The sequence below is a fragment of the Micromonospora lacuserhaii genome, from assembly GCF_036902735.1.
Classification (GTDB): domain Bacteria; phylum Actinomycetota; class Actinomycetes; order Mycobacteriales; family Micromonosporaceae; genus Micromonospora.
In genome coordinates this window covers 1-26,121 of the sequence record NZ_JBAKHO010000046.1, presented here as the reverse complement: position 1 = coordinate 26,121, position 26,121 = coordinate 1, and the positions used below count along the sequence as shown (strand labels likewise).

The following is a 26,121-nucleotide window of genomic DNA, read 5'->3' as shown; positions in this document are numbered from 1 at the left end:
CGTGGAGCTGCTGTACGGCCCGATCCGCGACTACGCCTGGGGATCACGTTCGGCGATCGCCGAACTGCAGGGGCGCCCGGTGCCCAGCGACGGGCCGGAGGCGGAGCTGTGGCTGGGCGCCCACCCGGGCGCCCCGGCCACGGTGGACCGGGACGGCGACCGGGTGAGCCTGGTCGACCTGCTGGCCGCCGATCCGGGCCACTGGCTCGGCGAGCGGGTGCTCGACCGGTTCGGCGCCCGGCTGCCGTTCCTGCTGAAAGTGCTCGCCGCGGACGCCCCGCTGAGCCTCCAGGCCCACCCGGACGCCGCGCAGGCCCGGGCCGGGTACGCGGCCGACGCCGACCGCACCGACGGGCGGCGCAACTACGTCGACCCGTACCACAAGCCGGAGCTGCTGGTCGCGCTCTCGCCGATGGCGGCGCTCTGCGGTTTCCGGGACCCGGCGGTCTCGGCGGAGGTGCTCGCCGGGTTCGGCGTACCCGCGCTGGGGCCCGTGGTGGACGCGTTGCGCACCGGGCCGGCGGGGCTGCGGGAGGCCGTACGCCTGCTGTTGACCTGGCCGGCCGCGGAGCGGACCGGGCTGGTGGCGGCCGTGGTGGCGGCCCCGGTCGCCGGCGGCGACGCGGAGCTGGCCCGGGCCCTGGCGGAGGCCTATCCGGACGACCCGGGGGTGCTGGTGGCGTTGCTGCTGCACCACGTGCGGCTGGCGCCGGGCGAGGCGATCTGGATGCCGGCCGGCAACCTGCACGCCTACCTGCGCGGCACCGGGGTGGAGATCATGGCGGCCAGCGACAACGTGCTGCGCGGCGGGTTCACCCCGAAGCACGTGGACGTCGGCGAGCTGCTGCGGGTGCTCCGGTTCGAGGTGCTGGACGACCCGGTGGTACGCCCGGAGCCGGTGGCGCCCGGGGTGGTCCGCTGGCCGGTGCCGATCGAGGACTTCGCGCTGCACCGGGTGACGGTGGGCACGGCCACCCCGTCGGTGCGGCTGGCGCTGGCGGGGCCCCGGGTGGTGCTCTGCCTCGGCGGCACGCTCACCGTGGACGACGGCGCCGGCCCGGTGACTCTCGCCACGGGTCAGGCGGCGATCGGTGCGGCCACCGCGGAGCCGCTGGTATTCGCCGGTGCGGGCGAGGCGTACGTGGCGACCTGCGGCACCTACTGAACCGCTCCGCCACGCCACAAGTCCGACTTTTCCGGAATAGCTTGACGCGCCCCTGGCGCGGTGTGACTCTATGGGTACGCAGCGTTGTCGCGACGAAGGTTCGAGAGCGCGCGCGAGGGAACCAAACCGGGGGGATGCACGGGGCGGCCGGCGGGTGGACGGAAAGTCTGTCCATCACCGACCGCCCCGTGCGCTGTCTGCAAGGTCCTCGGCGCGGCATCGAGGCACGCGCGTAAGGTGGACGGTCGGGCAGTACATCGTTCGACAGGAGCTTCCATGACCAGCACCCTCCCGGCGTCCACCAGTGGCGCGCGGCCGAGCACCCTCGCCGAGGGCGACTACAAGGTGGCGGATCTGTCGCTCGCCGAGTTCGGGCGCAAGGAGATCCAGCTTGCCGAGCACGAGATGCCCGGCCTGATGGCGATCCGTCGTGAGTTCGCCGACGCCCAGCCTCTGGCCGGCGCGCGGATCACCGGCTCGCTGCACATGACCATCCAGACCGCCGTCCTGATCGAGACCCTGGTCGCGCTCGGCGCGCAGGTCCGCTGGGCGTCCTGCAACATCTTCTCCACCCAGGACCACGCCGCCGCGGCGATCGTGGTCGGGGCCACCGGCACCCCCGAGGCGCCGGCCGGCGTCCCGGTCTACGCCTGGAAGGGCGAGAGCCTGGAGGAGTACTGGTGGTGCACCGAGCAGGTGCTCGCCTGGCCGGACGGGCAGGGCCCGAACATGATCCTCGACGACGGCGGCGACGCCACCCTGCTCGTGCACAAGGGCGCCGAGTTCGAGAAGGCCGGGGTCGTCCCGCCGGTCGAGTCCGCCGACTCCGAGGAGTACGCGGTCATCCTCCAGGTGCTGCACCGCACCCTCGGTGAGGACAACCAGCGCTGGACCCGGATCGCCGCCGGCATCAAGGGCGTGACCGAGGAGACCACCACCGGCGTGCACCGGCTCTACGAGATGCACCGCGCCGGCACCCTGCTCTTCCCGGCCATCAACGTCAACGACTCGGTGACCAAGAGCAAGTTCGACAACAAGTACGGCTGCCGGCACTCGCTGATCGACGGCATCAACCGGGCCACCGACGTGCTCATCGGCGGCAAGGTGGCCGTCGTGCTCGGCTACGGCGACGTGGGCAAGGGCTGCGCGGAGTCGCTGCGCGGCCAGGGCGCCCGGGTCGTGGTGACCGAGGTCGACCCGATCTGCGCCCTCCAGGCGGCGATGGACGGCTACCAGGTCGCCACCCTGGACGACGTGGTCGAGACGGCCGACATCTTCATCACCGCGACCGGCTGCTTCGACGTCATCACCAACGAGCACATGGCCCGGATGAAGCACCAGGCCATCGTGGGCAACATCGGCCACTTCGACAACGAGATCGACATGGCCGGCCTGGCCAAGCGCTCGGACGTCACCCGGATCAACATCAAGCCGCAGGTCGACCTCTGGAAGTTCGAGGACGGCCACGCCATCATCGTGCTCTCCGAGGGCCGCCTGCTGAACCTGGGCAACGCCACCGGTCACCCGAGCTTCGTGATGTCGAACTCGTTCTCCAACCAGACCATCGCCCAGATCGAGCTCTACACCAAGACCGAGGAGTACCCGGTCGGCGTGTACGTGCTCCCCAAGCACCTGGACGAGAAGGTCGCCCGGCTGCACCTGGACGCGCTGGGCGCCAAGCTGAGCAAGCTCACCAAGGAGCAGGCCGCGTACCTCGGCATCGCCGAGGAGGGCCCGTTCAAGCCGGAGCACTACCGCTACTGAGTTCCGCTGAGGACCGGGTCGGCCGCCACGCGGCCGGCCCGGTCCTTTCGTGTACGCCGCGACGGTGGGCTGACGCTGGCCGACGTTCAAGGGCCGGGCCGGGCGCCGTTTCGGACGCTACAAACTTGATGACGCCAACGAATCGCGGCTCTCAGTCACGCCCCGCGCCCCGCACCTCTCGGCCACCAGCCTCGGTCCTACCGCCTCACGCCTCGCGCCTGCCGCCTCACTCCTGCGCCCGCCGCCCGCGCCTGCCGCCTCACGCCTGCGCCTGCCGCCTGAGGCCTGGCGCCTGTGCCTGCCACCCGCCGCCTGGCGCCTGTGCCTGCCACCCGCCGCCTGGCGCCTGTGCCTGCCACCCGCCGCCTGGCGCCTGTGCCTGCCACCCGCCGCCTGGCGCCTGTGCCTGCCACCCGCCGCCTGGCGCCTGTGCCTGCCACCCGCCGCCTGGCGCCTGTGCCTGCCACCCGCCGCCTGACGCCTACCGTCTCACGCCTGGCGCCAGGCGCCCCGGATGCCGGAAACGCACATCCGATTCGTTAACGACATCAAGTTTGTAGCGTCCGAAACGGCGCCCGGGGGGCGGCAGCGGCCGGCGCGCGGTGGTGTAGCGACCCAGCGGAACGCCGTACCCGGACAGCAGCACGCTGGCCGGGTCGACCGGATGGTGTGTGGGTGTCCTGGCTAACGCGACGGTGCCCGCCGCACGACGCCGGGGTCCGCCGCCCGATACCGCCTGACGCCGGGGTCCGCCGCCCGACACCGCCCGCCGCCGCCGCCCGCCGCCGCGACCGACGGAGCGGGTCAGCGGGGTTCGCGACGGGTGGGGCGGATCCAGGTCCAGACGCACCAGGCCAGCCAGGCGAGGGAGACCGCGGCGGCCAGCGGGCGCAGCCGCAGCGCGCTGAGCACGACGATCAGCGCCAGCACCGCCAGCCACGGGCCGAAGCCCTTCACGGTCGCCGCCCGGGCGGCTGGTGGCGAAGCGCACAGGGGCCGGAAGTCCCTGGCGGCGTGGTGCCCGGCGGGCGGAGGGTGGTGGTGGCGCGGAGCGTGTTGGGCACGGGCCGTCCTGTCCTGGGGTCCGTCGATCCTCCCACGGCCGGACCGGCCGGTGGCCGCCCTCGATGGGCCGGTCCGGGCCGGAGCGGGACCAGAGTGAAGTCCTCATGAACGACTTGACGGCCACCCCGGATCAGAGGGAAGGTATGGCTGCCCTAAGTTAACTAAGGCAAGCCTGACCAAGACACGGAGTACCGATGTTCGCCACGTACCTGATCGGCCTGCGGGAAGGCCTGGAAGCGACGCTGGTCGTCAGCATCCTGGTCGCCTTCCTGGTGAAGTCGCAGCGCCGGGACCGGCTGCCCCAGGTCTGGGCCGGCGTCGGCCTGGCCGTGGCGCTCTCGGTGCTCTTCGGCTGGCTGATCGAGTACACCTCCACCTCGCTGCTGGCCCGCTCCGAGGACCGGGAGCTCTTCGAGGCGGTCACCTCCGTCGCCGCCGTGGTCTTCGTGACCTGGATGATCTTCTGGATGCGCCGGGCCGCCCGGACGATCGCCGGTGAGCTGCGCGGCAAGCTGACCGACGCGCTCGCGGTCGGCTCCCTCGCGGTGGCCGGCATGGCCTTCCTCGCGGTGATCCGCGAGGGCCTGGAGACCGCGCTGATCTTCTACTCGGCGGCGCAGAGCGCGGCCGGTGGCGCCGGCCGCGGTCCGCTGCTCGCGCTGGCCGGCGGCATCGCCACGTCCGTGGTGATCGGCTTCCTGCTCTACCGCAGCGCGCTGAAGATCAACCTGTCGAAGTTCTTCACCTGGACCGGTGCGCTGCTGATCCTCGTCGCCGCCGGCATCCTCAAGTACGGCGTGCACGACTTCCAGGAGGCTGGCGTCCTGCCCGGCCTGAACGACCTGGCCTTCGACATCACCTCCGTGCTCGACCCGACCACCTGGTACGCGGCCCTGCTCACCGGGATGTTCAACATCACCGCCGCGCCGAGCGTGCTGGAGATGGTCGCCTGGGTGGCGTACGCCGTCCCGGTGATGGTGCTCTTCCTCAAGAAGCCCGCGACCGCCCCGAAGCCCCCGGCCGCTGCCCCGGCGCAGCCGGCCGCGGCCGCCGGCGACCCGGTCGAGCCCGCCGAGCCCGCCGAGCCCGCCGAGTCGACCGCCTCGGCCTCCGCGCCCCCGCGCGCCTGACCCGCCTTCCTCTGAGGAGACAGAACTGATGCGTACCACCCGCTTCCTGGTGCTCGCCGCCACCGGCGTGCTGGCCGTCACCGGCGTCACCGCCTGCGGCGCCGACGACGGCAAGGAGGCCGCGAAGGCCGGCAACGCGGTCACGGTCAAGGCCACCGACACCGCCTGCGAGGTCGACCGCACCGACCTGGCCGCCGGCCAGGCCACCTTCACGGTGACCAACTCCGGCAGCAAGGTCAACGAGTTCTACGTTTACGCCGCCGGCGACCGGGTGATGGGCGAGGTGGAGAACATCGCCCCCGGGCTGAGCCGTGAGCTGCGCGTCGAGCTGCCCGCCGGGACGTACGAGACGGCCTGCAAGCCCGGGATGAGCGGCCGGGGCATCCGCGGCGCGCTCAAGGTCAGCGGCACCGCCGCGACCGTCGCGCCGGACGCCGCGCTGGCCCAGGCGACCGCCAGCTACCAGCGGTACGTGACCAGCCAGACCGCCGCCCTGCTGACCCGGACCGAGGAGTTCGTCACCGCGGTCAAGGCCGGCGATGTGGCGAGGGCCAAGGCGCTCTACCCGGTCGCCCGCACCTACTGGGAGCGGATCGAACCGGTGGCGGAGAGCTTCGGCGACCTCGACCCGAAGATCGACGGCCGCGAGGAGGTCGTCGAGGAGGGCATGGAGTTCACCGGCTTCCACCGGATCGAGAAGGACCTCTGGGGCAACGGCGACATCAGCAAGGACGGCCCGATCGCCGACCGGCTGCTCGCCGACGTCAAGGAGATCGTGGCCAAGGCCAACGCCGAGAAGCTCACCCCGCTCCAGCTCGCCAACGGCGCCAAGGCGCTGCTCGACGAGGTCGCCAGCGGAAAGATCACCGGCGAGGAGGAGCGGTACTCGCACACCGACCTCTGGGACTTCAACGCCAACCTCGAGGGCTCCAAGGCCGCCGTCGCCTCGCTCCGCCCCGCCCTGGAGCAGCGCGCGCCGGAGCTGGTCAGCCAGCTCGACACCGAGTTCGCCAACGTCGAGAAGGTGCTCGGCAAGCACCGTGACGGCGACGGCTGGAAGCTGCACACCGCGCTGAGCAAGACCGAGCTCAAGGAGCTCTCGGACAGCATCAACGCCCTCGCCGAGCCGATCAGCAAGGTCGCCGCCGTCGTCGCCCGATGACGGCCGGTCCCCTCCCAGGAGAGTCGATGAGCGAGCAGAGCAGCGCCACCTCCACCGACACCGCCCGCGGCGGACTGTCCCGGCGGCGGGCCATCACCCTGGCCGGGGTCGGCGTCGCCGGCGTGGCCGGGGTCGCCGCCGGCGCGGGCGCGCTGGTCCGGGGCGTCGACCACGCGGCGGCGAACGACACCGCCGCCGGGGCGGTGCCGTTCCACGGCGAGCACCAGGCGGGGATCACCACCCCCGCCCAGGACCGGCTGCACTTCGTCGCGTTCGACGTCATCACCAAGGACCGGGCGAAGCTCGTCGCCCTGCTCCAGGAGTGGTCGGCCGCCGCCGCCCGGATGACCAGCGGCCGGGACGCCGGGGTGATCGGCGCGGTGGACGGCATGCCGGAGGCCCCGCCGGACGACACCGGCGAGGCGCTCGGCCTGCCGCCGTCGCAGCTCACCCTCACCGTCGGCTTCGGGGCCACGCTCTTCCGCGACGCCCAGGGCCGGGACCGGTTCGGCATCGCCGACCGCCGGCCGGCCGCGCTGGCCGACCTGCCGCACTTCGCCGGGGACGCGCTGCGCCCGGAGATCTCCGGCGGCGACATCTGCGTCCAGGCCTGCGCCAACGACCCGCAGGTGGCGGTGCACGCCATCCGCAACCTGGCGCGGATCGGCATGGGCGTGGTCAGCGTCCGCTGGTCGCAGCTGGGCTTCGGGCGTACCTCGTCGACCTCCCGGGACCAGGCCACGCCGCGCAACCTGTTCGGCTTCAAGGACGGCACCGCCAACCTCAAAGCGGAGGACAGCGGCCTGCTGCGCGAGCAGCTCTGGGCCCAGCCCGGCGACGGACAGGACTGGATGACCGGCGGGTCGTACCTGGTCACCCGCAAGATCCGGATGCAGGTCGAGACCTGGGACCGCAGCTCGCTGGCCGAGCAGGAGCAGATCGTCGGCCGCACCAAGCGGGCCGGCGCGCCGCTGGGCCGCACCGACGAGTTCGACGAGCCGGACTTCGCGGCCAAGGGCGACGACGGGGAGCCGGTGATCGCCGAGACGGCGCACGTCCGGCTGGCCCACCCGACCCGCAACAACGGCGCCCGCCTGCTGCGCCGGGGCTACAACTTCGTCGACGGCTCCGACGGGCTGGGCCGGCTCGACGCGGGCCTGTTCTTCATGGCGTACCAGCGGGACCCGCGCAAGCAGTTCGTGCCGATCCAGACCCAACTGGCCCGGCACGACGCGATGAACGAGTACCTGCGGCACGTCTCCAGCGCCGTCTTCGCCTGCCCGCCCGGCGTCCGGGACGCCGCCGACCACTGGGGTCGGGCCCTGTTCAGCTGATCGCCGGGGTGCCGGTCGGGGCCGGGTCGACCGGCGCCGGGCCGAGGTCCGCCCAGAGGGCCGCGGTGGTGGCCCGCGCCGACCGCAGCCGCAGCGCGCCGCGCCGGTTCCGCTCGGCCAGCACCGCGGCCAGCAGCAGGGCCTCCGGTACGCCCGGGGGCGCCGCCGGGGAGGTCACCGCGGCCACCTCGCCCCACAGCCCGGCCGCGAGCCGGGACCGGGACGGCTCGGCGAACTCCTGCGCCCGGGTCAGGTACTGCCGTACGGCCAGCGCCAGCGCGTCGTCCAGCCGGCTCAGCTCCAGGCGGCCCGCCCAGCCGGCCAACGGCGGGATGATCATCGGGGCGGGGCGCCAGGGGTGCGTCGTGCGGGTGTGCACCACCATCGTGCCGGCCACCAGGTCACCGAGGCGTCGCCCGCGCGGGTCGGTGAGCATCACCGCCACGCCCGCCACCCAGCTCAGCAGGGGCAGCACCAGGCCCGGCCACTCCACGGCCACCCCGACCAGCGCCCGGGTCAGCGACTGCCGCACCCCGACCGGGCCGCCGTCGGTGCTCACCACCCGCAGCCCGACCGCCAGCTTGCCGACCGTCCGCCCGTGGCAGAAGCGTTCCCAGCAGACCGGGTAGCCCACCAGCACCGCCACCAGCCCCACCGTGAGAAGGGCGTCGCCGAGGGCCGCGTCCAGCACGTGTTCTTCCAGCGCGCTGAGGGCCAGCGGGATCAGCGCCAGGGCCAGCACGGCGGCGATGGCCACCTGGGCCACGATGTCGATCAGCAGCGCCAGCACCCGGGAGCCCAGCCGGGCGACCCGGACGTCCAGCTCGACGGCCTCGCCGCTGACCAGGCCGGCGTCGGCGGTCCGACCGGTCGTCGGGACCGCGACGGGCACCGGCGGTTGCGCTCTCACCCGCACAGTGAACACTATGAGCGCCGGACGGGGGAGGACCAGTGGATCTCGACGCGTACGTCGGCGAGCACGCCCACGAGTGGCGACGGCTCGAGCTGTTCCTCGACCGTCGCCGGCTCGACGCCGACGAGATCGACGAGCTGGTGATGCTCTACCAGCGCACCGCCACCCACCTCTCCGCCGTACGCGGCAGCGCACCCGATCCCATGCTGGTCAGCCGCCTCTCCCAACTGGTGCTGCGGGCCCGCGCCCGGATCACCGGCCGCCGCCGCGCCTCCTGGGCCGCCGTCGGCCGGTTCGTCACGGTGGGCTTCCCGGCTGCGGTCTGGCGCGCGTGGCCCTGGTGGTGCGCGGTGGCGACCGGCTTCAGCCTGCTCAGCGGCTTCCTGATCTGGTACGTCGCCGGGCACCCCGACACCGCGGCGGCGTTCATCGGCCCGGACGCCGCGGCCGACCTGGTCGACTCCGGCTTCGCCGGCTACTACACCGAGTTCTCCGCGCCCACGTTCGCCTTCCACCTGTGGACCCACAACGCGTGGATCGCCGCGCAGTGCCTCGCCTCCGGGGTGCTCGTCGTGCCGGTCTTCTACCTGCTGTGGCAGAACGCGCTCAACGTCGGCGTGGTCGGCGGCGTGATGATCTCGTACGACCGGGCGGACGTCTTCTTCGGCCTGATCACCCCGCATGGGCTGCTGGAGCTGACCGGGATCTTCGTCGCCGCCGGGGTGGGGCTGCGCACCGGCTGGGCGTGGATCTCCCCACCGGCGCACCTGACCCGCGGCCGGGCGGTCGCGGAGGCGGGCCGGTCCGCGATCCTGGTCGCCGTCGGCCTGGTCGGGCTCTTCGCGGTCTCCGCGCTGCTGGAGGCGTTCGTCACCCCGGCGCCGGTGCCGACCGCGCTGCGGATCGGGGTGGGCGCCGCCGTCTGGCTCGGCTTCCTCGGGTACGTCGTGGTGTGCGGCCGTCGGGCGGTGGCCGTCGGTCAGAGCTGACCGAGCGCCTTGAGCCGCAGGTAGGTGTCGGCGACCGCTGGGGCCAGCCGGTCCGCGGGGGCGTCCACCACCGAGACGCCGTACCGGGCGAGGGCGGCGCGCACCCGGTCCCGCTCGGCCAGCGCCCGCAGGGCCGCCGCGGCCGCGTACGGGTCCTCCCGGCGGGCCGGGGCGGCGCCGGTCAGCGCGGTGAGCACCGGGTCCTGGGCGGCCGCGATCACCACCCGGTGCCGGGCGGCCAGCCGGGGCAGCACCGGCAGCAGCCCCTCGGCGAGGGGGGCCGCCTCCAGGGCGGTGAAGAGCACCACCAGGCTGCGCCGCCGCTCCCGACGCAGCACCTCCCCGACGATCAGCGCGAAATCGGTCTCCACCAGCGCCGGTTGCAGCGGGGCCACCGCGGTGACCAGCCGACCGAGCAGCGCCGGCCGGTGGTGGCCGGTCACGGTGGCCCGGATCGCGGTGTCGGCGGCGATCAGGTCGACCCGGTCGCCGGCCCGGGCGGCCAGGACGGTGAGCAGCAGGGCCGCGTCGATGGCGGTGTCCAGCCGGGGCTCGTCGCCGACCCGGACCGCCGAGGTCCGGCCGGTGTCCAGCACGCAGACCAGCCGGCGGTCCCGCTCCGGTCGCCAGGTGCGCACCAGCACGTCGGAGCGGCGGGCGCTGGCCCGCCAGTCGATCGAGCGGACGTCGTCGCCGACCACGTACTCGCGCAGGTTGTCGAACTCGGTGCCCTGGCCGCGCCCCCGGGCGACCTGGGTACCGTCGATCACCCGCAGCCGGGAGAGCTTCTCCGGCAGGTGCCGACGGGAGTCGAAGCGGGGCAGCACCCGCAGCGTCCAGGGCGGCGTGGCGGGCCGCCCGGCGCGCTGCCGGAACGCCAGCCCGAGCGGGCCGAACGAGCGCAGCGCGAGCGCCACCGCCGGCCGGTCGCCGCGCCGGGTCGGGGTGAGCCGGCTGGGCAGCAGCGCCTCCCCGCCGGCCACCACCCGCAGCAGCCGCTCCGGCGGTACGTCGGGTCGGGCGCCCGCCGAGGGCACCCAGGCGTCGCGGACCTGGGCGCGCAGCGTACGGCCGGAGGTGTTGGCCAGGCGCAGCGCGACGGTGGCGGTGCCGCCGAGCCGGACGGTCCGGTCGCCCTCCCGGGCGGTCACCACCCGGTGCAGCGGGGCGGCCAGCGCCCAGTCCACGGCGGTCAGCAGCAGCACGGCGCCGGTCATCACGGCCACGCCGAGGAACGGCGCCGGCCAGGCCGGCAGGGTCAGCGCGCCCCCCAGCAGCAGGACGGCCGCCCGCCAGGTCATCGGGGCGTCGGCACGGTGGCCAGCACCGTGTCCAGCACCGCGTCCACGCCGACGCCCTCCAGTTCCACCTCGGGCCGTAGCCGTAGCCGGTGCCGCAGCGTCGGCCGGGCGGTGGCCTTCACGTCGTCCGGGGTGACGTGGTCCCGGCCGGCCAGCCAGGCCCACGCCTTGGCGGTGCCGAGCAGCGCGGTGGCGCCCCGGGGCGAGGCGCCGAGCTCCAGCGCCGGCGCGGCCCGGGTGGCCCGGCACAGGTCCACGATGTAGCCGAGCAGCGGTTCGGCCACGTGCACCCGGCCCACCGCGTCCCGGGCGGCGGCCAGGTCGGCGGCGGTGGCCACCGGGCGTACGCCGGCGCCGGCCAGGTCGCGCGGGTCGAAGCCGGCGTGGTGGGCGCGGAGCACCCCCAGTTCCTCGTCCCGGCCGGGCAGCGGCACGGTCAGCTTGAGCAGGAACCGGTCGAGCTGCGCCTCGGGCAGCGGGTAGGTGCCCTCGTACTCGACCGGGTTCTGGGTGGCGGCCACGATGAACGGGTCGGGCAGCGGCCGGCGGGCACCCTCCACCGACACCTGCCGCTCCTCCATCACCTCCAGCAGCGCCGACTGGGTCTTCGGGGGCGTCCGGTTGATCTCGTCGGCGAGCAGCAGGTTGGTGAAGACCGGCCCCTCCCGGAAGGTGAACGCGGCGGTACGCGGGTCGAAGATCAGCGAACCGGTCACGTCGCCCGGCATCAGGTCCGGGGTGAACTGGACCCGCTTCGAGTCGAGGTCCAGCGCGGCGGCGACGGTCCGGACCAGCAGCGTCTTGGCCACCCCCGGTACGCCCTCCAGCAGCACGTGGCCCCGGCAGAGCAGCGCGATCACCATGCCGGTGACCACCGCGTCCTGACCGACGACCGCCTTGGCCACCTCGGTACGCAGCCGGTGCAGCGCGGCCCGGGCCTCGTCCGGGCCGGCCGTGGTCTCGGCGGTCAAGGGTCGGCTCACCGGTGGTCTCCTTCGGTCGGGTCCGCGGCGGATGCCGTGACCGTACGGGTCACCCGGTCCAGCGACCGGGCCAGCTCCAGCAGTTCGGCGTCGGACTCCGGCTCCGCGCCGTACAGCAGCTCGTGCACCTGCTCCGCGGTCCCGCCGGCCCGCGCGGCGACCCGGGCGGCCACCTCGGCCGGCGGGGTCTCGGCGGGCAGTTGGAGCCGGCCGCGCAGCCGGTCCAGGGTGGCGGCGCGCAGCGTGCTCGCGGCCGGGCCCCGGGCCCGGGCGTGCTGGTACAGGCGGGCCCGGCCGAGGACCGTCTCGGCGGCGCGGACCCGCACCGGCAGCGGCTCGGCCACCGGCGGGCCGAGCCGCCGACCCCGCCATAGCACCAGCAGCAGCGCGGCCAGGGCGAGCTGGGCCAGCAGCGCCCAGAACCAGGGCGGGAAGGCGTCCCACAGCGGGTTGCGATCGTCCGGCGACCCGGCCGAGTCGGACTGTCCGCCGTCGCCGCTGCTCGGTCCGCCGTTCCCCGAGGACCCGCCCGGGCGGCCGCCGCCGGACGGGTCGCCGGTGCCGTCCCCCGGGGCGCCGCCGTCCCCGGTCGTCGGGTCTCCCTGGCCGGGGCCCGGGGTCGGATCGCTGCCCCGGCCGGGGCCCGTGGTGGGGTCGCCCCCCGGGCCGGGCGCGGTCGTCGGGGGCGCCGCCGCCGGGCCGTCCAGGTCGAGCCAGATAACCCGGCCGTACGCGGACAGCAGGCCGGTGGCCAGGGCGGCGTTGCCCCACTCGCCGATCCGGTCGTTGCGGAACGGGTCGCCGGCGCCGATCACCACCACGTCGGTGCTCCACGGCACCCGGACCAGCCCCGACCCGTAGCAGCGGTCCAGCGCCACCGTTCGGCCCGACGGCACCGCGTACCGCTGCCGGTGGGCGGCGGCCGTGCCGGCCCGGGCCGCCTCGGGCAGCGGGCAGGGGCGGCCGTCGCTCGAAGGGTCGACCGCCCGGGTGGCCCAGCGGCGGCCGGTCGGCACCAGCGGCAGCCCGGCCGACTCCAGCAGCCGGCGGGACGGGTCGACCAGGAGGAGGCGGCGGCCGGCGGGCACTTCGCCGAGCAGGCGCAGGGTTCTCGGGTGCAGCAGTTCCGGCGCCGGTACGAAGAGGGTGGCCCGCCCGTCGTCCAGCGCGTCGAACGCGCGCAGCGGGTCGGTCTCCCGCTGCACGGTGACGCCCTGCGCGCGGAGCGCCTCGGCGAGCCGGCTGCCGCCGTCGTCGTCGGTCGCCACCGGGGAGAGGTATCCCGGGTCGGCCGGGTCCGGCTGGTCGACGGCGTGCATGACGAGGGTGCCGGTGAGCAGCAGGGCCGCCGCCGCGAGCGGGATCAGCACCCGGTGCCGGCGGCGACGCCGGGGCGGTGGCGGGACCTGGCCGGCCGGGGCGGCGGCGGTGGCGGTGGCGGTGGCGGTCATTCGGGAGTGCCCTCCGCAGGCCGGCCGGTGAGCGCCCCGTCCAGCTCCTCGGCGAGTTCCCGCATCCGCCGGTCGTGCGCCGCGGAGGCCGGCCGCTGGGCGTACCAGAGCTCGGAGAAGATCGCCCCGGCCGCGCGCAGCGGCGGGTCGACCGGCGGGCGGCTGGCGGCCGCCGCGCTGGTCAGCTCGGTGACGGTCATCCCCGGCCGCTGCTGGACCGCGCCGGCCGCGACCAGCCGGCGGACCATGCCCCGCAGCCGTTCCCGGACGGCCTCGGCGTACCGCCCCTCGGCGGCCAGCCGGTCGGCGAGAGACTGCGCCGGCGCGGCGAGCGGGCCGGTCTCGCCGGCCCGGGGGCGGGGCAGCGCCGACGCGGACGCGGGCGCCTTACGGGTCCGGCGTCGCCGCCGGGGCAGCCGGGGCCGGCGGAACCGGGGCAGCCGTAGTCGGGGCAGCCGCAGCCGGGGCAGCCGTAGTCGGGGCAGGCGGCGTGGCACCCAGGCCGGGAAGTGGTACCAGGCCAGGGCGACCAGCCCGGCGAGCAGCACCAGCAGCAGCGCGGCCAGCGGCAGCGGCACGACATCGCCGAGGGCGGCGACCGCCTCGGTCCACCAGCGGTCGACGCTCACCGGTCGGCCGCCAGCAGGACGGGCTCGGGGAGGCCGGCCGGGGAGCGGGACAGCCGGATGTCCAGCCCCTCGGTGCGCATCCGGACGTCCAGGTGGACGACCGCGTCCAGGCAGGCGAGCGCCGGGTACGCGACGCTGTTCACCGCCGCCCAGGCGGCCATCGCCAGCCAGGGGGCCGCCGCGGGGCTGACGTCGACCAGGTCCAGCGAGCGCAGGCCGTGGAAGACGCCGAGGGCCAGCCCGACCCGCAGGAACCACCAGCCGAGGTAGCCCAGCAGCCGGACCAGGCCGGCCCGGCCGCCGCCTCGGGTGGCGAGTCGCGCGGCCCGGGACCAGGCCTCGCCGCGGTGGACCCGGTCGATCACCAGGGCGGCGGCCACCGACCCGGTGAGCCCGTACGCGACGGCCCAGACCGGCCCGAGCAGCGCGGCCAGCCCGACCAGCAGCCCGGTCAGCGGGGCGAGGAGCAGGGTGGCGCCCCACCGCGCGTCGGCCGGACGGAGCAGCTCGCGTACGCCGGCCCGCCGGCCGAGCAGCGCGGCCCCGGCGGCCCGGGCGGCCGGGTTGCCGAGCAGCGTGACGATCACCGCCTCGATGCCGGCGCCGACCACCACCACCTGCCACCACCGGCCGACCAACCCGGGGTTGGCGAACCACATCGGCGGGGTGGTGAAGGCGGCCTGCCGTAGCGGGTACAGCAGCAGTTGTTCGCCGACGGCGAGGAGGGCGGCCAGCGGGATCAGCAGGCGGCCGTGGCCGCGCAGCAGCAGCACGGCGGAGTCGAGCAGTTCCCCGACGGTGAGCGGGCGCCCGGGGAGCACGGCGGTCGGGCCGACGTCGGGCACGGGTACTCCTGGCGGGGTGTGGTGGCGGACGGCGACGCGCCCGGGGATCATGGTGACACGCCCGGCCCGATCGGGTGGACCCGCACGCCGGGTGGCCTCCGGAGGTCCGCCGGCGCGGCGGTGTTGCGTGTGGGACGTGCGGTGACGCGGCCCACGGCAGTACCGTGCCGGGTGAACGCCGATCCCACGAACTGAACGGGGATGGAAACATCAATCCCATGAGAGCCCGGGTACTGGTGGTCGACGACGACCCCGCGCTCGCCGAGATGCTCGGCATCGTCCTGCGCAGCGAGGGTTTCCTGCCCTCGTTCGTCGCCGACGGGGAACGGGCACTGGCCGCGTTCCGGGACAGTCGACCCGACATCGTCCTGCTCGACCTGATGCTGCCCGGGATGAGCGGCATCGACGTGGCCCGGGCGATCCGGGCCGAATCCGGCGTGCCGATCGTGATGCTGACCGCCAAGAGCGACACGGTGGACGTGGTGCTCGGGCTGGAGTCCGGCGCCGACGACTACGTGGTGAAGCCGTTCAAGCCCAAGGAGCTGGTGGCCCGGATGCGGGCCCGACTGCGCCGCGGCGAGGACGTCGCCCCGGAGATGCTGACCATCGGCCCGCCCGGCAACCAGATCACCATCGACGTGCCGGCGCACACGGTGACCCGGGACGACGAGGAGGTGAAGCTGACGCCGCTGGAGTTCGACCTGCTGGTCGCGCTCGCCCGCAAGCCGCGCCAGGTCTTCACCCGGGAGGTGCTGCTGGAGCAGGTCTGGGGCTACCGGCACGCGGCCGACACCCGGTTGGTGAACGTGCACGTGCAGCGCCTGCGCGCCAAGATCGAGCCGGATCCCGAGCGGCCGGAAATCATCCTCACCGTTCGGGGCGTGGGCTACAAGGCGGGTACCGGATAGCCTGGTCGCACCGTGACCAGCTCCCCGACTCCCCACCTCGACCCGCCCGCCGGCTGGCGTCCCGCCGCGCGGGCGCTGCGTCGTGTGCTGGTGGGCCGGTCGCTGCGGCTGGCCGCCGGCCTGCGCCAGACCTGGCGGCGGTCGTTGCAGGTCCGGGTGGTGACCATCACGCTGGTGGCGTCCAGCCTGCTGGTGGGTGGTTTCGCCTATCTGATCGCCGACAAGATCACCAACATCCTGTTGGACAACGCCCAGACCGACGTGCTGCTGCGGCTGCGCAGCGGGAGCGACTACTCGTCGAAGCAGTTCAAGCTCTACAGCCAGCCGCAGGACGCTCAGCTCCAGGACACCATCGAGGGCACGGTCAACTACCTGGCCGGCGGTGATCCGCAGCAGACCAGCGGGGTGGTCGTGGCGATCACCGCCGACAACTACGCCGGCATCATCGACACCCGCACCTCGCCGGCGCTGGACGTTCGGCCGCTGATCAGCCGGGAGCTGCGGGCGGCGGTCGCCGACGGCAAGATCGCCCACCAGATCCAGACCGGCCGGCTCGCCGGCGAGCGGACGAAATACCTGGTGTACGGCTCGCCGGTGCCCACCCGGTTCGGTCAGGTGGAGCTCTACTACCTGGTGCCGCTCAACCGGCAGGACGCCACGGCCGCCGACGCCCGGTCCACCGTGCTCGCCACCGGGGTGGCCCTGGTGCTGCTGCTCGGCCTGCTCGCCGCCCTGGTGACCCGGCTGGTGGTCACCCCGGTCCGGGTGGCCGCGCGGACGGCCCAGCGGCTCTCCGCCGGCCTGCTCGACCAGCGGATGGTGGTCAACGGCGAGGACGATCTGGCGCTGTTGGCCGCCTCGTTCAACCAGATGGCGACCAACCTGCAACGGCAGATCCTCCGCCTGGAGGAGATGTCCCGTCTGCAACGCCGGTTCACCTCCGACGTGTCGCACGAGCTGCGCACCCCGCTGACCACGGTCCGGATGGCCGCCGACCTGATCTTCGCCGAGCGCGACGAGTTCGACCCGGCGGTGGCGCGCAGCGCCGAGCTGCTCCAGGCCGAGCTGGACCGGTTCGAGGAGCTGCTGACCGACCTGCTGGAGATCAGCCGCTTCGACGCCGGCTTCGCGATGCTCGACTCGGAGCCGACCGACCTGGTGCCGGTGGTGCACCGGGTCGCCGACCGGCTCGCCGGGCTGGCCGAGCGGGTCGGGGTGACCATCGAGCTGGACGTGCCGACCACCCCGGTGATCGCCGAGGTCGACCCCCGCCGGGTCGAGCGGGTGCTGCGCAACCTGGTGGGCAACGCCGTCGAGCACGGCGAGGCGAAGCCGGTGCTGATCACCCTGGGCGTCGACCAGACCGCCGTGGCGCTGACCGTGCGTGACCACGGCGTCGGCCTCAAGCCGGGCGAGGAGAAGCTGGTCTTCAACCGGTTCTGGCGGGCCGACCCGTCCCGGGCCCGGCAGACCGGCGGGACGGGGCTGGGGCTGTCGATCAGCCTGGAGGACGCCCGGCTGCACGGCGGCTGGCTGGAGGCGTGGGGGGCGCCCGGGCAGGGCGCCCAGTTCCGGCTCACCCTGCCGGCCCGGGCGGGGGACCGGCTCACCACCTCGCCGCTGCGACTGGTGCCGGCCGACGCCACGCTGCCCTTCGGCGGCCCGCGCGACGGGGAGATGCTGGCCATCGGGCCCGCTGGCGACGGCGCGCTGGCGATCGGCCCCGGGTCGGCGACCGGCAACGATCGGGCGGAGGTCCGCTCGTGACGACGTGGGGTGGGCGCCGGCCGACTGTGGCCGGGGTGTTCTGTGCCGTCCTGCTCGCCGTCGGTGCCGCCGGCTGCGGCATTCCGGCGAACTCCGAGGTGCAGGTGGACGGCTCGGGGCCGGCGGTGGAGGCCGGGGCGTCCAGCTTCCGCAAGGAGCCGCCGACCCGGACGGCCAGCGGGACGAACCGGGGGGCGTTCGTCGACAACTTCCTGTCCGCGGCGGCGGGTGAGCCGGAGCGGGCGTACACCCGGGTGCGGCAGTTCATCGACCGGGACAGCCGCAACCGGTTGCCGGACAAGCCCGGCAACGAGACCGTGATCAACGTGATCCGGCTGACCGACCGGCCGGTGATCACCGAGAACGTCGGCGGCGACATCAGTGTCGTGCTGACCGTCGAGCAGGTCGGCCAGCTGCGCGCCGACGGGGTGCTGTCGCCGCCGGTGGCGACGGAGGACACCTACCGCTTCTCGCTGCGCAACGCCGGGCAGGAGGGGACCGACGAGGCCGGCCTCTACGTCACCAACCCGCCGAACGTGCTGCTGATGAGCACCGACGCGCTGCGCCAGTACTACCAGCCCCGCAACGTCTACTTCTGGAACTCCAACCAGAGCCGGAACTCCAACCAGAGCCGGCTGGTTGCGGACCAGCGCTACCTGCCGCAGGCCGTGGCGAGCGAGCGCCTGGTCAGCGAGGTGGTCCGGTGGCTGACCGGCGGGCCCTCGGAGTGGTTGGGCACGGGCGTGGCCCGGTTGCCGAAGGGCACCAACCTGATCAACAACGCCGTCGAGACGGACGGCCGCTGGGAGGTCGCCCTCGACCTGCCCGGTGACGACCACAGCCGGCTGGAGCAGCTCGCCACCCAGCTCGCCTGGTCGTTGCCGGACCTGCACGGCCAGCTTCAGCTGACCACCCGCAACCAGTCCCAGGTGCGCATCGACGACCTCGACAGGCACCGGCTCGCCCACCCGCTCTATCCGCTGGGTGACAGCCCACAGCCGTTCACCGTCTACGACGGCGCCATCCACCCGCTGTCGTTCCCGGAACAGTCCACCGGCGCCGTGCCGGTGGCGACGACCGCCAACCGCGGCATCGTCTCGGCGGCGGTCCGCCGCGCCGACGACCGCGTCCTCGCCGCGCTGGTGACCACCGTTGCGGGCAACCGGCAGCGGTTACGGGTCGGCTACGGTGCCGCCCCGTTGCCGGCGACGCGCGAGTCGAAACAGACGTTCCCCGCCATCGGGCGGCCGGTCTGGCTGCGCTCGCCGGATCCGGCCCAGCCGTACGGCCTGGTGACGGCCGGCGGCCGGCTCTACCGGTTCGACGACGGGGCCGACATGCTGCCCGTGCCGCTGAACGTCCCCGGCGCGGTGAGCGCGGTGGCCGCCTCGCTGGACGGGCAGCGGATCGCCCTGATCGTCGGCGGCAGGCTCTACGTGGCGGTGGTCAGCCTGGATGGCGGCGTGGTGTCGCTGGGGCCGGCCCGGGAGGTGCACACCTCCCTGACCGACCTGTCGGCGGTGGACTGGGCGGGGGAGAACGCCCTCGTGGTCGCCGGCACGGCGGAGCGGTCGGGGGTGTACGAGGTCGGCGTCGACGGGACGGTGGAGACCCCGCTGGTGAGCGACGTGGGCGCCAAGGTCACCCACCTGGCCGCGTACCCCACCAACCCGGTCCTCACCCGGCCCGGCGCGTTGATCATGTATGAGGCCAACGGGGTGGCCTACCGCTACCCCTCGGCGGAGAAGATCCTCGGCGACCAGGTGCTGGACGTGACCCCGCCGCCGGCCGGCCCCCGGGCGAGCAGCCCGACCGCGCCCTTCTTCCTCTTCTGAGCCCCTCGTGCGGGACGTCGGCGGGCTCTGGGCGGACCTGACCGACCTGGTGCTGCCGGCGGACTGCGCGGGGTGCCGGCAACGCGCCACGTCCATCCGGCGGGGCTTCTGCCCGACCTGCGCCGGGGCCCTGGCGGCGCTGCGCCCCGCCCCGGTACGCCCCGACCCGGCGCCGCCCGGCCTGCCCCCGTGCCACGCCCTGGGGCCGTACGGAGGGCCGCTGCGGGAGGCGCTGCTGGCGTACAAGGAACGCGGCCGGCACGGGCTGGCCCGGCCGCTGGGCGCGCTGCTGGCCGAGGCGGTGGCCGCCTCGGTGGGCCCGGCGCGGCCGGTGCTGCTGGTGCCGGTGCCGGACACCGCAGCGGCGGCCCGGGCCCGTTACGGCGACCACCTGACCCGGCTGGCCCGGCACGCCGCCGCCCGGCTGCGGGGCGCGGGCTGGGACGTCCGGCTGGCCCGACCGCTGCGCGCGGCACCCCGGCCCGACTCGGTGGCGCTGGACAGTGCCGGGCGGGCCGCGGCGGCGGAGGCGGCGTTCCACCCGCGCGGCGCGGTAGGCCGGGGCGCCGACGGCCGGGCGGTGGTGGTGCTGGACGACATCGTCACCACCGGCGCCACCCTGGCGGCGGTCAGCCGGTCTTTGCGGCTCGTGGGAATGACGCCAAAGGGAGCGGCGGTGCTCGCCGCAACGCAAAAGCGACGTCATTGGTGACGCTTCGTGTTTCCGTTTCACCCCTTGGTGTACGAGGTGTGAAAATTCCTGAGCGTTCTCGGCAACCGGGGGTGACGGCTTCCCGAACAGGAGTTAGCGTTTTCCTGTCGGGGGTACCAGGGTCCGCACCCCACCCCGACGGTGGAAGGAGGCGTAGCCGTACCTGACCGGTCGACGCCCGCACGGACGCTCCACGGGCCGGTCGACCGGGTTCGAAAATGAGACGACCATCCGAAAAAGGGAGGTCACGTGGACATCGTGGTCAAGGGTCGAAACGTCGAAGTGCCGGACCATTACCGGGTGCACGTAGCGGAGAAGCTCGCGAAAATCGAGCGCTACGATCACAAGCTCATCCGCGTCGATGTGGAGCTGTTTCACGAGCGCAATCCCCGCCAGTCCGACACCTGCCAGCGAGTGGAGATCACCTGCGTCTCCCGTGGGCCGGTGATCCGGGCGGAGGCCTGCACGAACGACTTCTACAGCGCACTCGACGCGGCGATCGCCAAGCTGGACACCCGACTGCGCCGCGCGGCCGACCGCCGCCGGGTGCACCGGGGCCGGCACGCGCCGCTCTCCGTCGCCGCCGCCACCGCCGACCTGCCGGTGGACGACCTCGCCGGGGCGGTCACCCGCACCGCCGCCACCGCCACCGCGGTGGCCGAGCGGGACGAGGATCCGGCCGACCAGTACGACGACCAGCCCTGGCACATCGCGCGGGCGAAGGTGCACCCCGCCGAGCCGATGACCGTGGACGACGCCCTGTTCCAGATGGAACTGGTGGGGCACGACTTCTACCTGTTCCACGACAAGGAGTCGGGCCGCCCGAGCGTCGTCTACCGACGGCACGCCTACGACTACGGGATCATCTCGCTCGACATCGAACCCTGATCCCCGTCCACCCCGCTACGCCGGTCACGGAGCCGGGGGCGGCTGTCCCGCCCCGGCTCCGTGACCGACCCCGTCTGCGCGTCGGTCCTCCGCGAGCAGGCCGAAGATCAGGTCGTCGACGCGAGAGCCGTCCAGCCCGGGCAGTCGGCCGCGCAGCAGCCCCTCCCGGCGGAAGCCGACCCGCTCCAGCACCCCGTGCGAGGCGGTGTTCTCCGGCATGGTGCCGGCGGCCAGCCGGGCCATCCCCGCCGGCCCGAACGCCCAGCCGGTGAGCAGCCGGAGCGCGCGGGTGGCGTACCCCCGGCCGCGCCAGTCGGGCAGCAGCGCGTAGCCGACCGTGCCCTCCCGGGCCGCCGGGTCGGAGACCGACAGGCCGCAGGTGCCCGCCGGCTCTCCCGTGGCCGCGTCGACGATCAGCAGGCGGGCGATGACCCCGGTCAGCCATCCGCTCTCGGCCAGCCGGCAGCGCCGCTCGATCGCCTCGCGGGTCGGCGGCACCGGCGGGGCCTGGTTCGCCACCACCTCCGGCCGGGTGTGCAGCCGGTGCACCAGCTCCGCGTCGTCGGGGCGGATCGGGCGCAGGACGACCACGCCGTCGGTGAGCCGGCCGTCCGGCAGGTCGGGCAGCAGCCGGGGCGCCGGGGCGTCCGAATCGTCGGCGAGGCGTACCCAGGCCAGCAGGTCGTGCCGGCCACCGCCCCGGCTCGGGTTGGCGCCCCGGCGGACCCCCTCGAAGCGGAAGCCGGCGGCGAGGGCCACCCGCTGGCTGCCCGCGTTCTCCTCGTGGGTGAGCAGTTCCAGCCGGGAGATGCCGGCGGCGAAGGCGTGCGCGGCCAGCGCGCGGGTGGCGGCGGTGGCCACCCCCCGGCCCCGCGCCCAGGGCGCCACCCAGTAGCCGATCTCCGCCTGCCCGCGTGTCGGCACGACCTGGCTCAGGCCGGTGCCGCCGAGCAGCCGGTCGGAGGCCGGGTCCGCGATCGCGTACGCCGAGCCGCCGGCGGCCCAGGCCGCGGGCGCGCCCTCGGTGACCCACCAGCGGGCGCTCTCCTCGGTGTACGGGTCGGGCATGCCGGAGATGAACCGCTGGGTCAGCGGGTCGGAGCAGGCGGCGGCGGTGTCCGCGGCGTCGTCGAGCCGGAACGGGCGCAACCGGACCGCGCCCGCGTCGATCAGTTCGGGAGTCACCGCAGGTCCTCCGGGAGCAGCCCGGCCACCCACGCGTCGGTCGACTCGCCGCGGTGCCGGACGCCGCCGCGCGCGGTCCCCTCGAAGGTGAACCCGACCTTCTCGGCGACCCGCCGGGAGGCGGTGTTGCCGACGTTGGCCCGCCACTCGATCCGATCCAGGCCGAGGGTGGTGAAGCCCCAGGCGCTCAGCGCGCCGAGTGCGGCCGGCATGTACCCGCGGCCCCGCGCGTGCGGCGCGGTCAGGAAACCCACGTCGGCCCGGGGAGCGGTCGGGCTCAACCGCAGGTCGATGGTCCCGGCGTACGCGTCGTCGGCGTCGGCGATCACGAAGGTGGCGCTGGTGCCCCGGGCCCAGCCCAGCCCGGCGTGGTCGAGGTAGCCCTCCGCGTCGCCGCGCTGGTACGGATGCGGCACCGTCGTCCAGCGCACGGTGTCGAGGTCCTGGCAGGCCGTCACGATCGCGTCGAGGTCGCGCTCCTCGATCGGGCGCAGCCGCAGCTCGGTGTCGCCGGCGGTGGCGAAGAGGACGGGTTGCGGCCGGCCGAACACGGCGGCCCGCCGGGCGTCCAGGGTGTCCGGGCCGGCCTGGCCGGGCTCGCCGGCGGCGGGCACCTCACCGGGGAGCAGCGAGCCGATCCAGCCCTCGACGCGCCCGCCCTCGGCGGGGTGGGCCAGCCGCAGCTCACCGGAGATCTGGAAGCCGGCCCGGAGCGCGACCAGTCGGGAGTAGTGGTTGCCGACCTCGGCCTGCCAGATCAGCCGGCGCAGCTTCAGCGTGTCGAAGGCCCAGCGGGCGACCGCCCGGGTGGCCCGTACGGTGACGCCCCGGCCACGCGCCCACGGCGCGGTCCAGTAGCCGATCTCGCCCGAGTCGAGGCCCCGGTCGATCGAGACCAGGCCGCAGGAGCCGAGCAGCTCACCGGTGCCGGCGTCGCAGACCGCGAAGGGCGCCCCGGTGCCGTCCGCCCAGGCCGCCGGGGCGACCTCGGCGACGAAGCCGTGAGCGTGTTCCGGCAGGTACGGGCGCGGTACGGTGGTCCAGCGCTGGATGTCCGGGTCCTGGCACGCCCGGAGCACGTCGTCCGCGTCGGCGGCCCGCCACGGGCGCAGCAGCAGGCCGTCCTCGATGATCTCCACAGGCTCCATCCGAGCCATCGTGCCGGATCGTTCGCGGTGGGCGTAACCGGATAAGCGTCGGCGGCGGCGCCGACCGGGAGTTATGTCGGTTTCGCCGGGCCCGACCGCCGCCACCAGTGACCATCGCCGCAACGAAGCGCCTACGATGGTTCGAGACTGTCTAGGGGAGCGTTGATCCGTGTCGATTCTGGAAAAGGTCCTTAGCGCTGGCGAGGGCCGTATGGTGCGCCGGCTCAAGGCCATCGCCGCCGCCGTCAACTCGATCGAGGACGACTACGTCAACCTCACCGACGAGGAGCTGCGTGGCCTGACCGAGCAGTACCGCGAGCGGCTCGCCGACGGTGAGACCCTCGACGACCTGCTGCCCGAGGCCTTCGCCACGGTGCGGGAGGCGGCCGCCCGGGTGCTCGGCCAGCGCCCGTACGACGTCCAGGTGATGGGCGGCGCGGCGCTGCACTTCGGCAACATCGCCGAGATGAAGACCGGTGAGGGCAAGACCCTGACCTCGGTCATGGCGGTCTACCTCAACGCGCTCTCCGGCAAGGGCGTGCACGTGATCACGGTCAACGACTACCTGGCCCAGCGCGACGCCGGCTGGATGGGCCGGGTGCACGAGTTCCTCGGGCTGACCGTCGGCGTCGTGCTGCCGAACCGGCCGTCCAGCGAGCACCGCGCCGCGTACGAGTGCGACATCACCTACGGCACCAACAACGAGTTCGGCTTCGACTACCTGCGCGACAACATGGCCTGGTCGAAGGACGAGCTGGTGCAGCGCGGCCACAACTTCGCCGTGGTCGACGAGGTCGACTCGATCCTCATCGACGAGGCCCGGACCCCGCTGATCATCTCCGGCCCGGCCGAGCACTCCGCCCGCTGGTACTCCGAGTTCGCCGGCGTGGTGGCCCGCCTCCAGCCCGGCACCGACGGCGAGGGCGACTACGAGGTCGACTACGCCAAGCGGACCATCGCCATCACCGAACGCGGCGTGGCCAAGGTCGAGGACCGGCTCGGCATCGACAACCTCTACGAGTCGGTGAACACCCCGCTGGTGGGCTACCTGAACAACGCGATCAAGGCCAAGGAGCTCTACAAGCGCGACAAGGACTACATCATCAGCGACGGTGAGGTCCTGATCGTCGACGAGTTCACCGGCCGCATCCTGCACGGCCGCCGCTACAACGAGGGCATGCACCAGGCGATCGAGGCCAAGGAGGGGGTGGAGATCAAGCAGGAGAACCAGACCCTGGCCACCATCACCCTCCAGAACTACTTCCGCCTCTACGAGAAGCTCTCCGGCATGACCGGCACAGCCCAGACCGAGGCGAGCGAGTTCAACAAGGTCTACAAGGTCGGCGTCGTGACCATCCCGACGCACCGGCCGATGGTCCGCCTCGACCGGGCCGACGTCATCTACAAGACCGAGAAGGCCAAGTTCAACGCGGTCATCGAGGACATCGCCGAGCGGCACCAGGCCGGCCAGCCGGTGCTGGTCGGCACCGTCTCGGTGGAGAACTCCGAGATCCTCTCCCAGCTGCTGCGCCGCCGCGGCATCCCGCACTCGGTCCTGAACGCAAAGTTCCACGCCCGCGAGGCGGAGATCGTCGCCCAGGCCGGCCGCAAGGGCGCCGTCACCGTCGCCACCAACATGGCCGGCCGTGGTACGGACATCCTGCTCGGTGGCAACCCCGAGTACCTCGCCGCCAACGAGCTGCGCCAGCGCGGCCTCGACCCGGTGGAGCAGGAGGAGGAGTACGCCAAGGCGATGGAGGAGGTCCTGCCCACCTGGAAGCAGGCCTGCGACGTCGAGGCGGAGGAGGTCGCCGCCGCCGGTGGTCTGTACGTCCTCGGCACCGAGCGGCACGAGTCCCGCCGGATCGACAACCAGCTGCGCGGTCGCGCCGGCCGGCAGGGTGACCCGGGCGAGTCCCGCTTCTACCTCTCCCTGCAGGACGAGCTGATGAAGCGCTTCCGGGCCGGTGCGGTCGAGGCGGTGATGGAGCGCTTCAACATCCCGGAGGACGTGCCGATCGAGTCGAAGATGGTCACCCGCCAGATCAAGAGCGCCCAGGCGCAGATCGAGGGCCAGAACGCCGAGATCCGCAAGAACGTCCTCAAGTACGACGAGGTGCTCAACAAGCAGCGCCAGGTGATCTACGCCGAGCGGTTGCGGGTCCTCAACGGGGAGGACCTCTCCGACCAGGTCCGCAACATGATCGACGACACGATCACCGCGTACGTCACCGGCGCCACCAGCGACGGCTACGCCGAGGACTGGGATCTCGAGCAGCTCTGGTCGAGCCTGAAGCAGCTCTACCCGGTCGGGTTCACCATCGAGGAGCTGGAGGAGGAGGCCGGCGGCTCCAGGGCCAGCATCGACGCCGACTTCCTGCTCGCCCGCCTCAAGGAGGACGCGCACGCCGCGTACGACCGGCGTGAGGAGCAGCTCGGCGAGGAGGGGACCCGGCAGCTCGAGCGGATGGTGCTGCTCCAGGTCATCGACCGCAAGTGGCGCGAGCACCTCTACGAGATGGACTACCTCCAGGAGGGCATCAGCCTGCGGGCGTACGCCCAGCGCGACCCGGTCATCGAGTACCAGCGCGAGGGCTTCGACATGTTCGCCACCATGATGGACGGCATCAAGGAGGAGACGGTCGGCTTCCTGTACAACCTGGAGGTGCAGGTCCAGGAGCCGGAGCCGGAGGCCGAAGAGGTCCAGCTGCTGGAGAAGCCGGTCGAGATCCGGGCCAAGGGCCTCAACCGGGCGCCGCAGCAGCAGGGCCTGCAATACTCCGCGCCGACCATCGACGGCGAGGCGGGCGCTGGTGCGGTCGTGGTCGAGCGGCCCGAGCAGGAGCCGCCGGCCCGCAGCGTGGGCGGCAACCCGGAGACGCCGGCCCGTCCGGCGGCGCCGGGCCCGTCCGGCGCGCCGCGTCGGCCGGCGGCCACCGGGGCGAGC

At 74.0% G+C, this 26,121-nt stretch carries 21 protein-coding genes; 12 read left to right on the top strand and 9 right to left on the bottom strand.

Annotation, left to right across the window (positions count from 1 at the left end; all coding sequences use genetic code 11):
- The first annotated feature begins 1 nt into the window (after position 1).
- Positions 2-1,165, top strand: coding sequence for a mannose-6-phosphate isomerase, class I (gene manA / locus V6U81_RS23065; RefSeq protein WP_334492019.1), 1,164 nt, complete (start codon positions 2-4; stop codon positions 1,163-1,165).
- 276 nt (positions 1,166-1,441) lie between these two features.
- Positions 1,442-2,929 (top strand): adenosylhomocysteinase, encoded by a 1,488-nt coding sequence (gene ahcY, locus V6U81_RS23060; protein ID WP_334492018.1) that lies wholly within the window; start codon positions 1,442-1,444, stop codon positions 2,927-2,929.
- 804 nt (positions 2,930-3,733) lie between these two features.
- Here ahcY and V6U81_RS23055 read toward each other — a convergent pair.
- Positions 3,734-3,886, bottom strand: coding sequence for a hypothetical protein (locus V6U81_RS23055; RefSeq protein ID WP_334492016.1), 153 nt, complete (start codon positions 3,884-3,886; stop codon positions 3,734-3,736).
- Between the two features lie 302 nt (positions 3,887-4,188).
- Here V6U81_RS23055 and efeU point away from each other — a divergent pair, with 302 nt between their 5' ends.
- Genes efeU through efeB form a run of 3 tightly spaced genes read left to right on the top strand, consistent with a single transcriptional unit; the run spans position 4,189 to position 7,620 of the window.
- Entirely contained in the window at positions 4,189-5,124 is a 936-nt protein-coding gene (efeU, locus tag V6U81_RS23050) for an iron uptake transporter permease EfeU (protein ID WP_334492014.1), read from the top strand.
- 28 nt (positions 5,125-5,152) lie between these two features.
- On the top strand, positions 5,153-6,286 hold the full coding sequence (gene efeO, locus V6U81_RS23045; RefSeq protein WP_334492013.1) for an iron uptake system protein EfeO: 1,134 nt from the start codon (positions 5,153-5,155) through the stop codon (positions 6,284-6,286).
- Positions 6,287-6,312: 26 nt separating this feature from the next.
- The gene (gene efeB / locus V6U81_RS23040) at positions 6,313-7,620 is read left to right on the top strand and encodes an iron uptake transporter deferrochelatase/peroxidase subunit (protein ID WP_334492012.1); all 1,308 of its coding nucleotides are present in this window, start codon (positions 6,313-6,315) and stop codon (positions 7,618-7,620) included.
- Here efeB and V6U81_RS23035 read toward each other — a convergent pair.
- Complete coding sequence (locus V6U81_RS23035; RefSeq protein WP_334492010.1) at positions 7,613-8,530, bottom strand: RDD family protein; 918 nt, start codon at positions 8,528-8,530, stop codon at positions 7,613-7,615. The genes efeB and V6U81_RS23035 overlap by 8 nt on opposite strands.
- Positions 8,531-8,571: 41 nt before the next feature.
- Between V6U81_RS23035 and V6U81_RS23030 the strand changes: the two genes are divergently transcribed.
- On the top strand, positions 8,572-9,522 hold the full coding sequence (locus V6U81_RS23030) for a stage II sporulation protein M (protein WP_334492009.1): 951 nt from the start codon (positions 8,572-8,574) through the stop codon (positions 9,520-9,522).
- Here V6U81_RS23030 and V6U81_RS23025 read toward each other — a convergent pair.
- The 5 genes from V6U81_RS23025 to V6U81_RS23005 are packed head-to-tail and all read right to left on the bottom strand — an operon-like array spanning position 9,513 to position 14,731.
- Positions 9,513-10,823, bottom strand: coding sequence for a DUF58 domain-containing protein (locus V6U81_RS23025; protein ID WP_334492008.1), 1,311 nt, complete (start codon positions 10,821-10,823; stop codon positions 9,513-9,515). The two genes, V6U81_RS23030 and V6U81_RS23025, sit on opposite strands and share 10 nt — an antisense overlap.
- A complete protein-coding gene (locus V6U81_RS23020) occupies positions 10,820-11,806 on the bottom strand; it encodes an AAA family ATPase (RefSeq protein ID WP_334492007.1) in 987 nt (328 codons plus the stop codon). Before V6U81_RS23020 ends, V6U81_RS23025 begins: the two co-directional genes overlap by 4 nt.
- Complete coding sequence (locus tag V6U81_RS23015) at positions 11,803-13,257, bottom strand: DUF4350 domain-containing protein (RefSeq protein ID WP_334492005.1); 1,455 nt, start codon at positions 13,255-13,257, stop codon at positions 11,803-11,805. Before V6U81_RS23015 ends, V6U81_RS23020 begins: the two co-directional genes overlap by 4 nt.
- Positions 13,254-13,886, bottom strand: a complete 633-nt coding sequence (locus V6U81_RS23010) for a DUF4129 domain-containing protein (protein ID WP_334492004.1) — start codon at positions 13,884-13,886, stop codon at positions 13,254-13,256. Before V6U81_RS23010 ends, V6U81_RS23015 begins: the two co-directional genes overlap by 4 nt.
- The gene (locus V6U81_RS23005; protein ID WP_334492002.1) at positions 13,883-14,731 is read right to left on the bottom strand and encodes a hypothetical protein; all 849 of its coding nucleotides are present in this window, start codon (positions 14,729-14,731) and stop codon (positions 13,883-13,885) included. The genes V6U81_RS23010 and V6U81_RS23005 overlap by 4 nt, the downstream gene beginning before the upstream one ends.
- A 218-nt stretch (positions 14,732-14,949) precedes the next feature.
- Between V6U81_RS23005 and mtrA the strand changes: the two genes are divergently transcribed.
- From mtrA to hpf, 5 genes are all read left to right on the top strand, one after another.
- On the top strand, positions 14,950-15,639 hold the full coding sequence (mtrA, locus tag V6U81_RS23000) for an MtrAB system response regulator MtrA (protein WP_334492000.1): 690 nt from the start codon (positions 14,950-14,952) through the stop codon (positions 15,637-15,639).
- Between the two features lie 87 nt (positions 15,640-15,726).
- Positions 15,727-17,406: an MtrAB system histidine kinase MtrB gene (gene mtrB, locus V6U81_RS22995; protein ID WP_420884065.1), complete on the top strand. Its 1,680-nt coding sequence runs from the start codon at positions 15,727-15,729 to the stop codon at positions 17,404-17,406.
- Entirely contained in the window at positions 17,403-19,241 is a 1,839-nt protein-coding gene (locus V6U81_RS22990) for an LpqB family beta-propeller domain-containing protein (protein ID WP_334491997.1), read from the top strand. The genes mtrB and V6U81_RS22990 overlap by 4 nt, the downstream gene beginning before the upstream one ends.
- A 49-nt stretch (positions 19,242-19,290) precedes the next feature.
- The gene (locus tag V6U81_RS22985) at positions 19,291-19,953 is read left to right on the top strand and encodes a ComF family protein (RefSeq protein ID WP_334492052.1); all 663 of its coding nucleotides are present in this window, start codon (positions 19,291-19,293) and stop codon (positions 19,951-19,953) included.
- Between the two features lie 249 nt (positions 19,954-20,202).
- A complete protein-coding gene (hpf, locus tag V6U81_RS22980) occupies positions 20,203-20,841 on the top strand; it encodes a ribosome hibernation-promoting factor, HPF/YfiA family (protein WP_334491995.1) in 639 nt (212 codons plus the stop codon).
- A gap of 24 nt (positions 20,842-20,865) precedes the next feature.
- On the opposite strand, the gene V6U81_RS22975 is transcribed toward hpf, so the two are convergent.
- Both V6U81_RS22975 and V6U81_RS22970 read right to left on the bottom strand, forming a co-directional pair.
- Positions 20,866-22,026, bottom strand: a complete 1,161-nt coding sequence (locus tag V6U81_RS22975; RefSeq protein WP_334491993.1) for a GNAT family N-acetyltransferase — start codon at positions 22,024-22,026, stop codon at positions 20,866-20,868.
- Positions 22,023-23,174 carry a GNAT family N-acetyltransferase gene (locus V6U81_RS22970; RefSeq protein WP_334491992.1) on the bottom strand — a complete coding sequence of 384 codons (1,152 nt, stop codon included), beginning with the start codon at positions 23,172-23,174 and terminating at the stop codon, positions 22,023-22,025. The genes V6U81_RS22975 and V6U81_RS22970 overlap by 4 nt, the downstream gene beginning before the upstream one ends.
- 169 nt (positions 23,175-23,343) lie before the next feature.
- Between V6U81_RS22970 and secA the strand changes: the two genes are divergently transcribed.
- Positions 23,344-26,121 (top strand): preprotein translocase subunit SecA (gene secA / locus V6U81_RS22965; protein ID WP_334491990.1); only part of this gene is annotated, 2,778 nt, incomplete at its 3' end.

Coding starts and splice junctions, on each gene's coding strand:
- ahcY (WP_334492018.1), top strand. CDS start 1,442: ATGACCAGCACCCTCCCGGCGTCCACCAGTGGCGCGCGGCCGAGCACC.
- V6U81_RS23015 (WP_334492005.1), bottom strand. CDS start 13,257: ATGACCGCCACCGCCACCGCCACCGCCGCCGCCCCGGCCGGCCAGGTC.
- efeB (WP_334492012.1), top strand. CDS start 6,313: ATGAGCGAGCAGAGCAGCGCCACCTCCACCGACACCGCCCGCGGCGGA.
- V6U81_RS23025 (WP_334492008.1), bottom strand. CDS start 10,823: ATGACCTGGCGGGCGGCCGTCCTGCTGCTGGGGGGCGCGCTGACCCTG.
- efeO (WP_334492013.1), top strand. CDS start 5,153: ATGCGTACCACCCGCTTCCTGGTGCTCGCCGCCACCGGCGTGCTGGCC.
- V6U81_RS22970 (WP_334491992.1), bottom strand. CDS start 23,174: ATGGAGCCTGTGGAGATCATCGAGGACGGCCTGCTGCTGCGCCCGTGG.
- mtrA (WP_334492000.1), top strand. CDS start 14,950: ATGAGAGCCCGGGTACTGGTGGTCGACGACGACCCCGCGCTCGCCGAG.
- efeU (WP_334492014.1), top strand. CDS start 4,189: ATGTTCGCCACGTACCTGATCGGCCTGCGGGAAGGCCTGGAAGCGACG.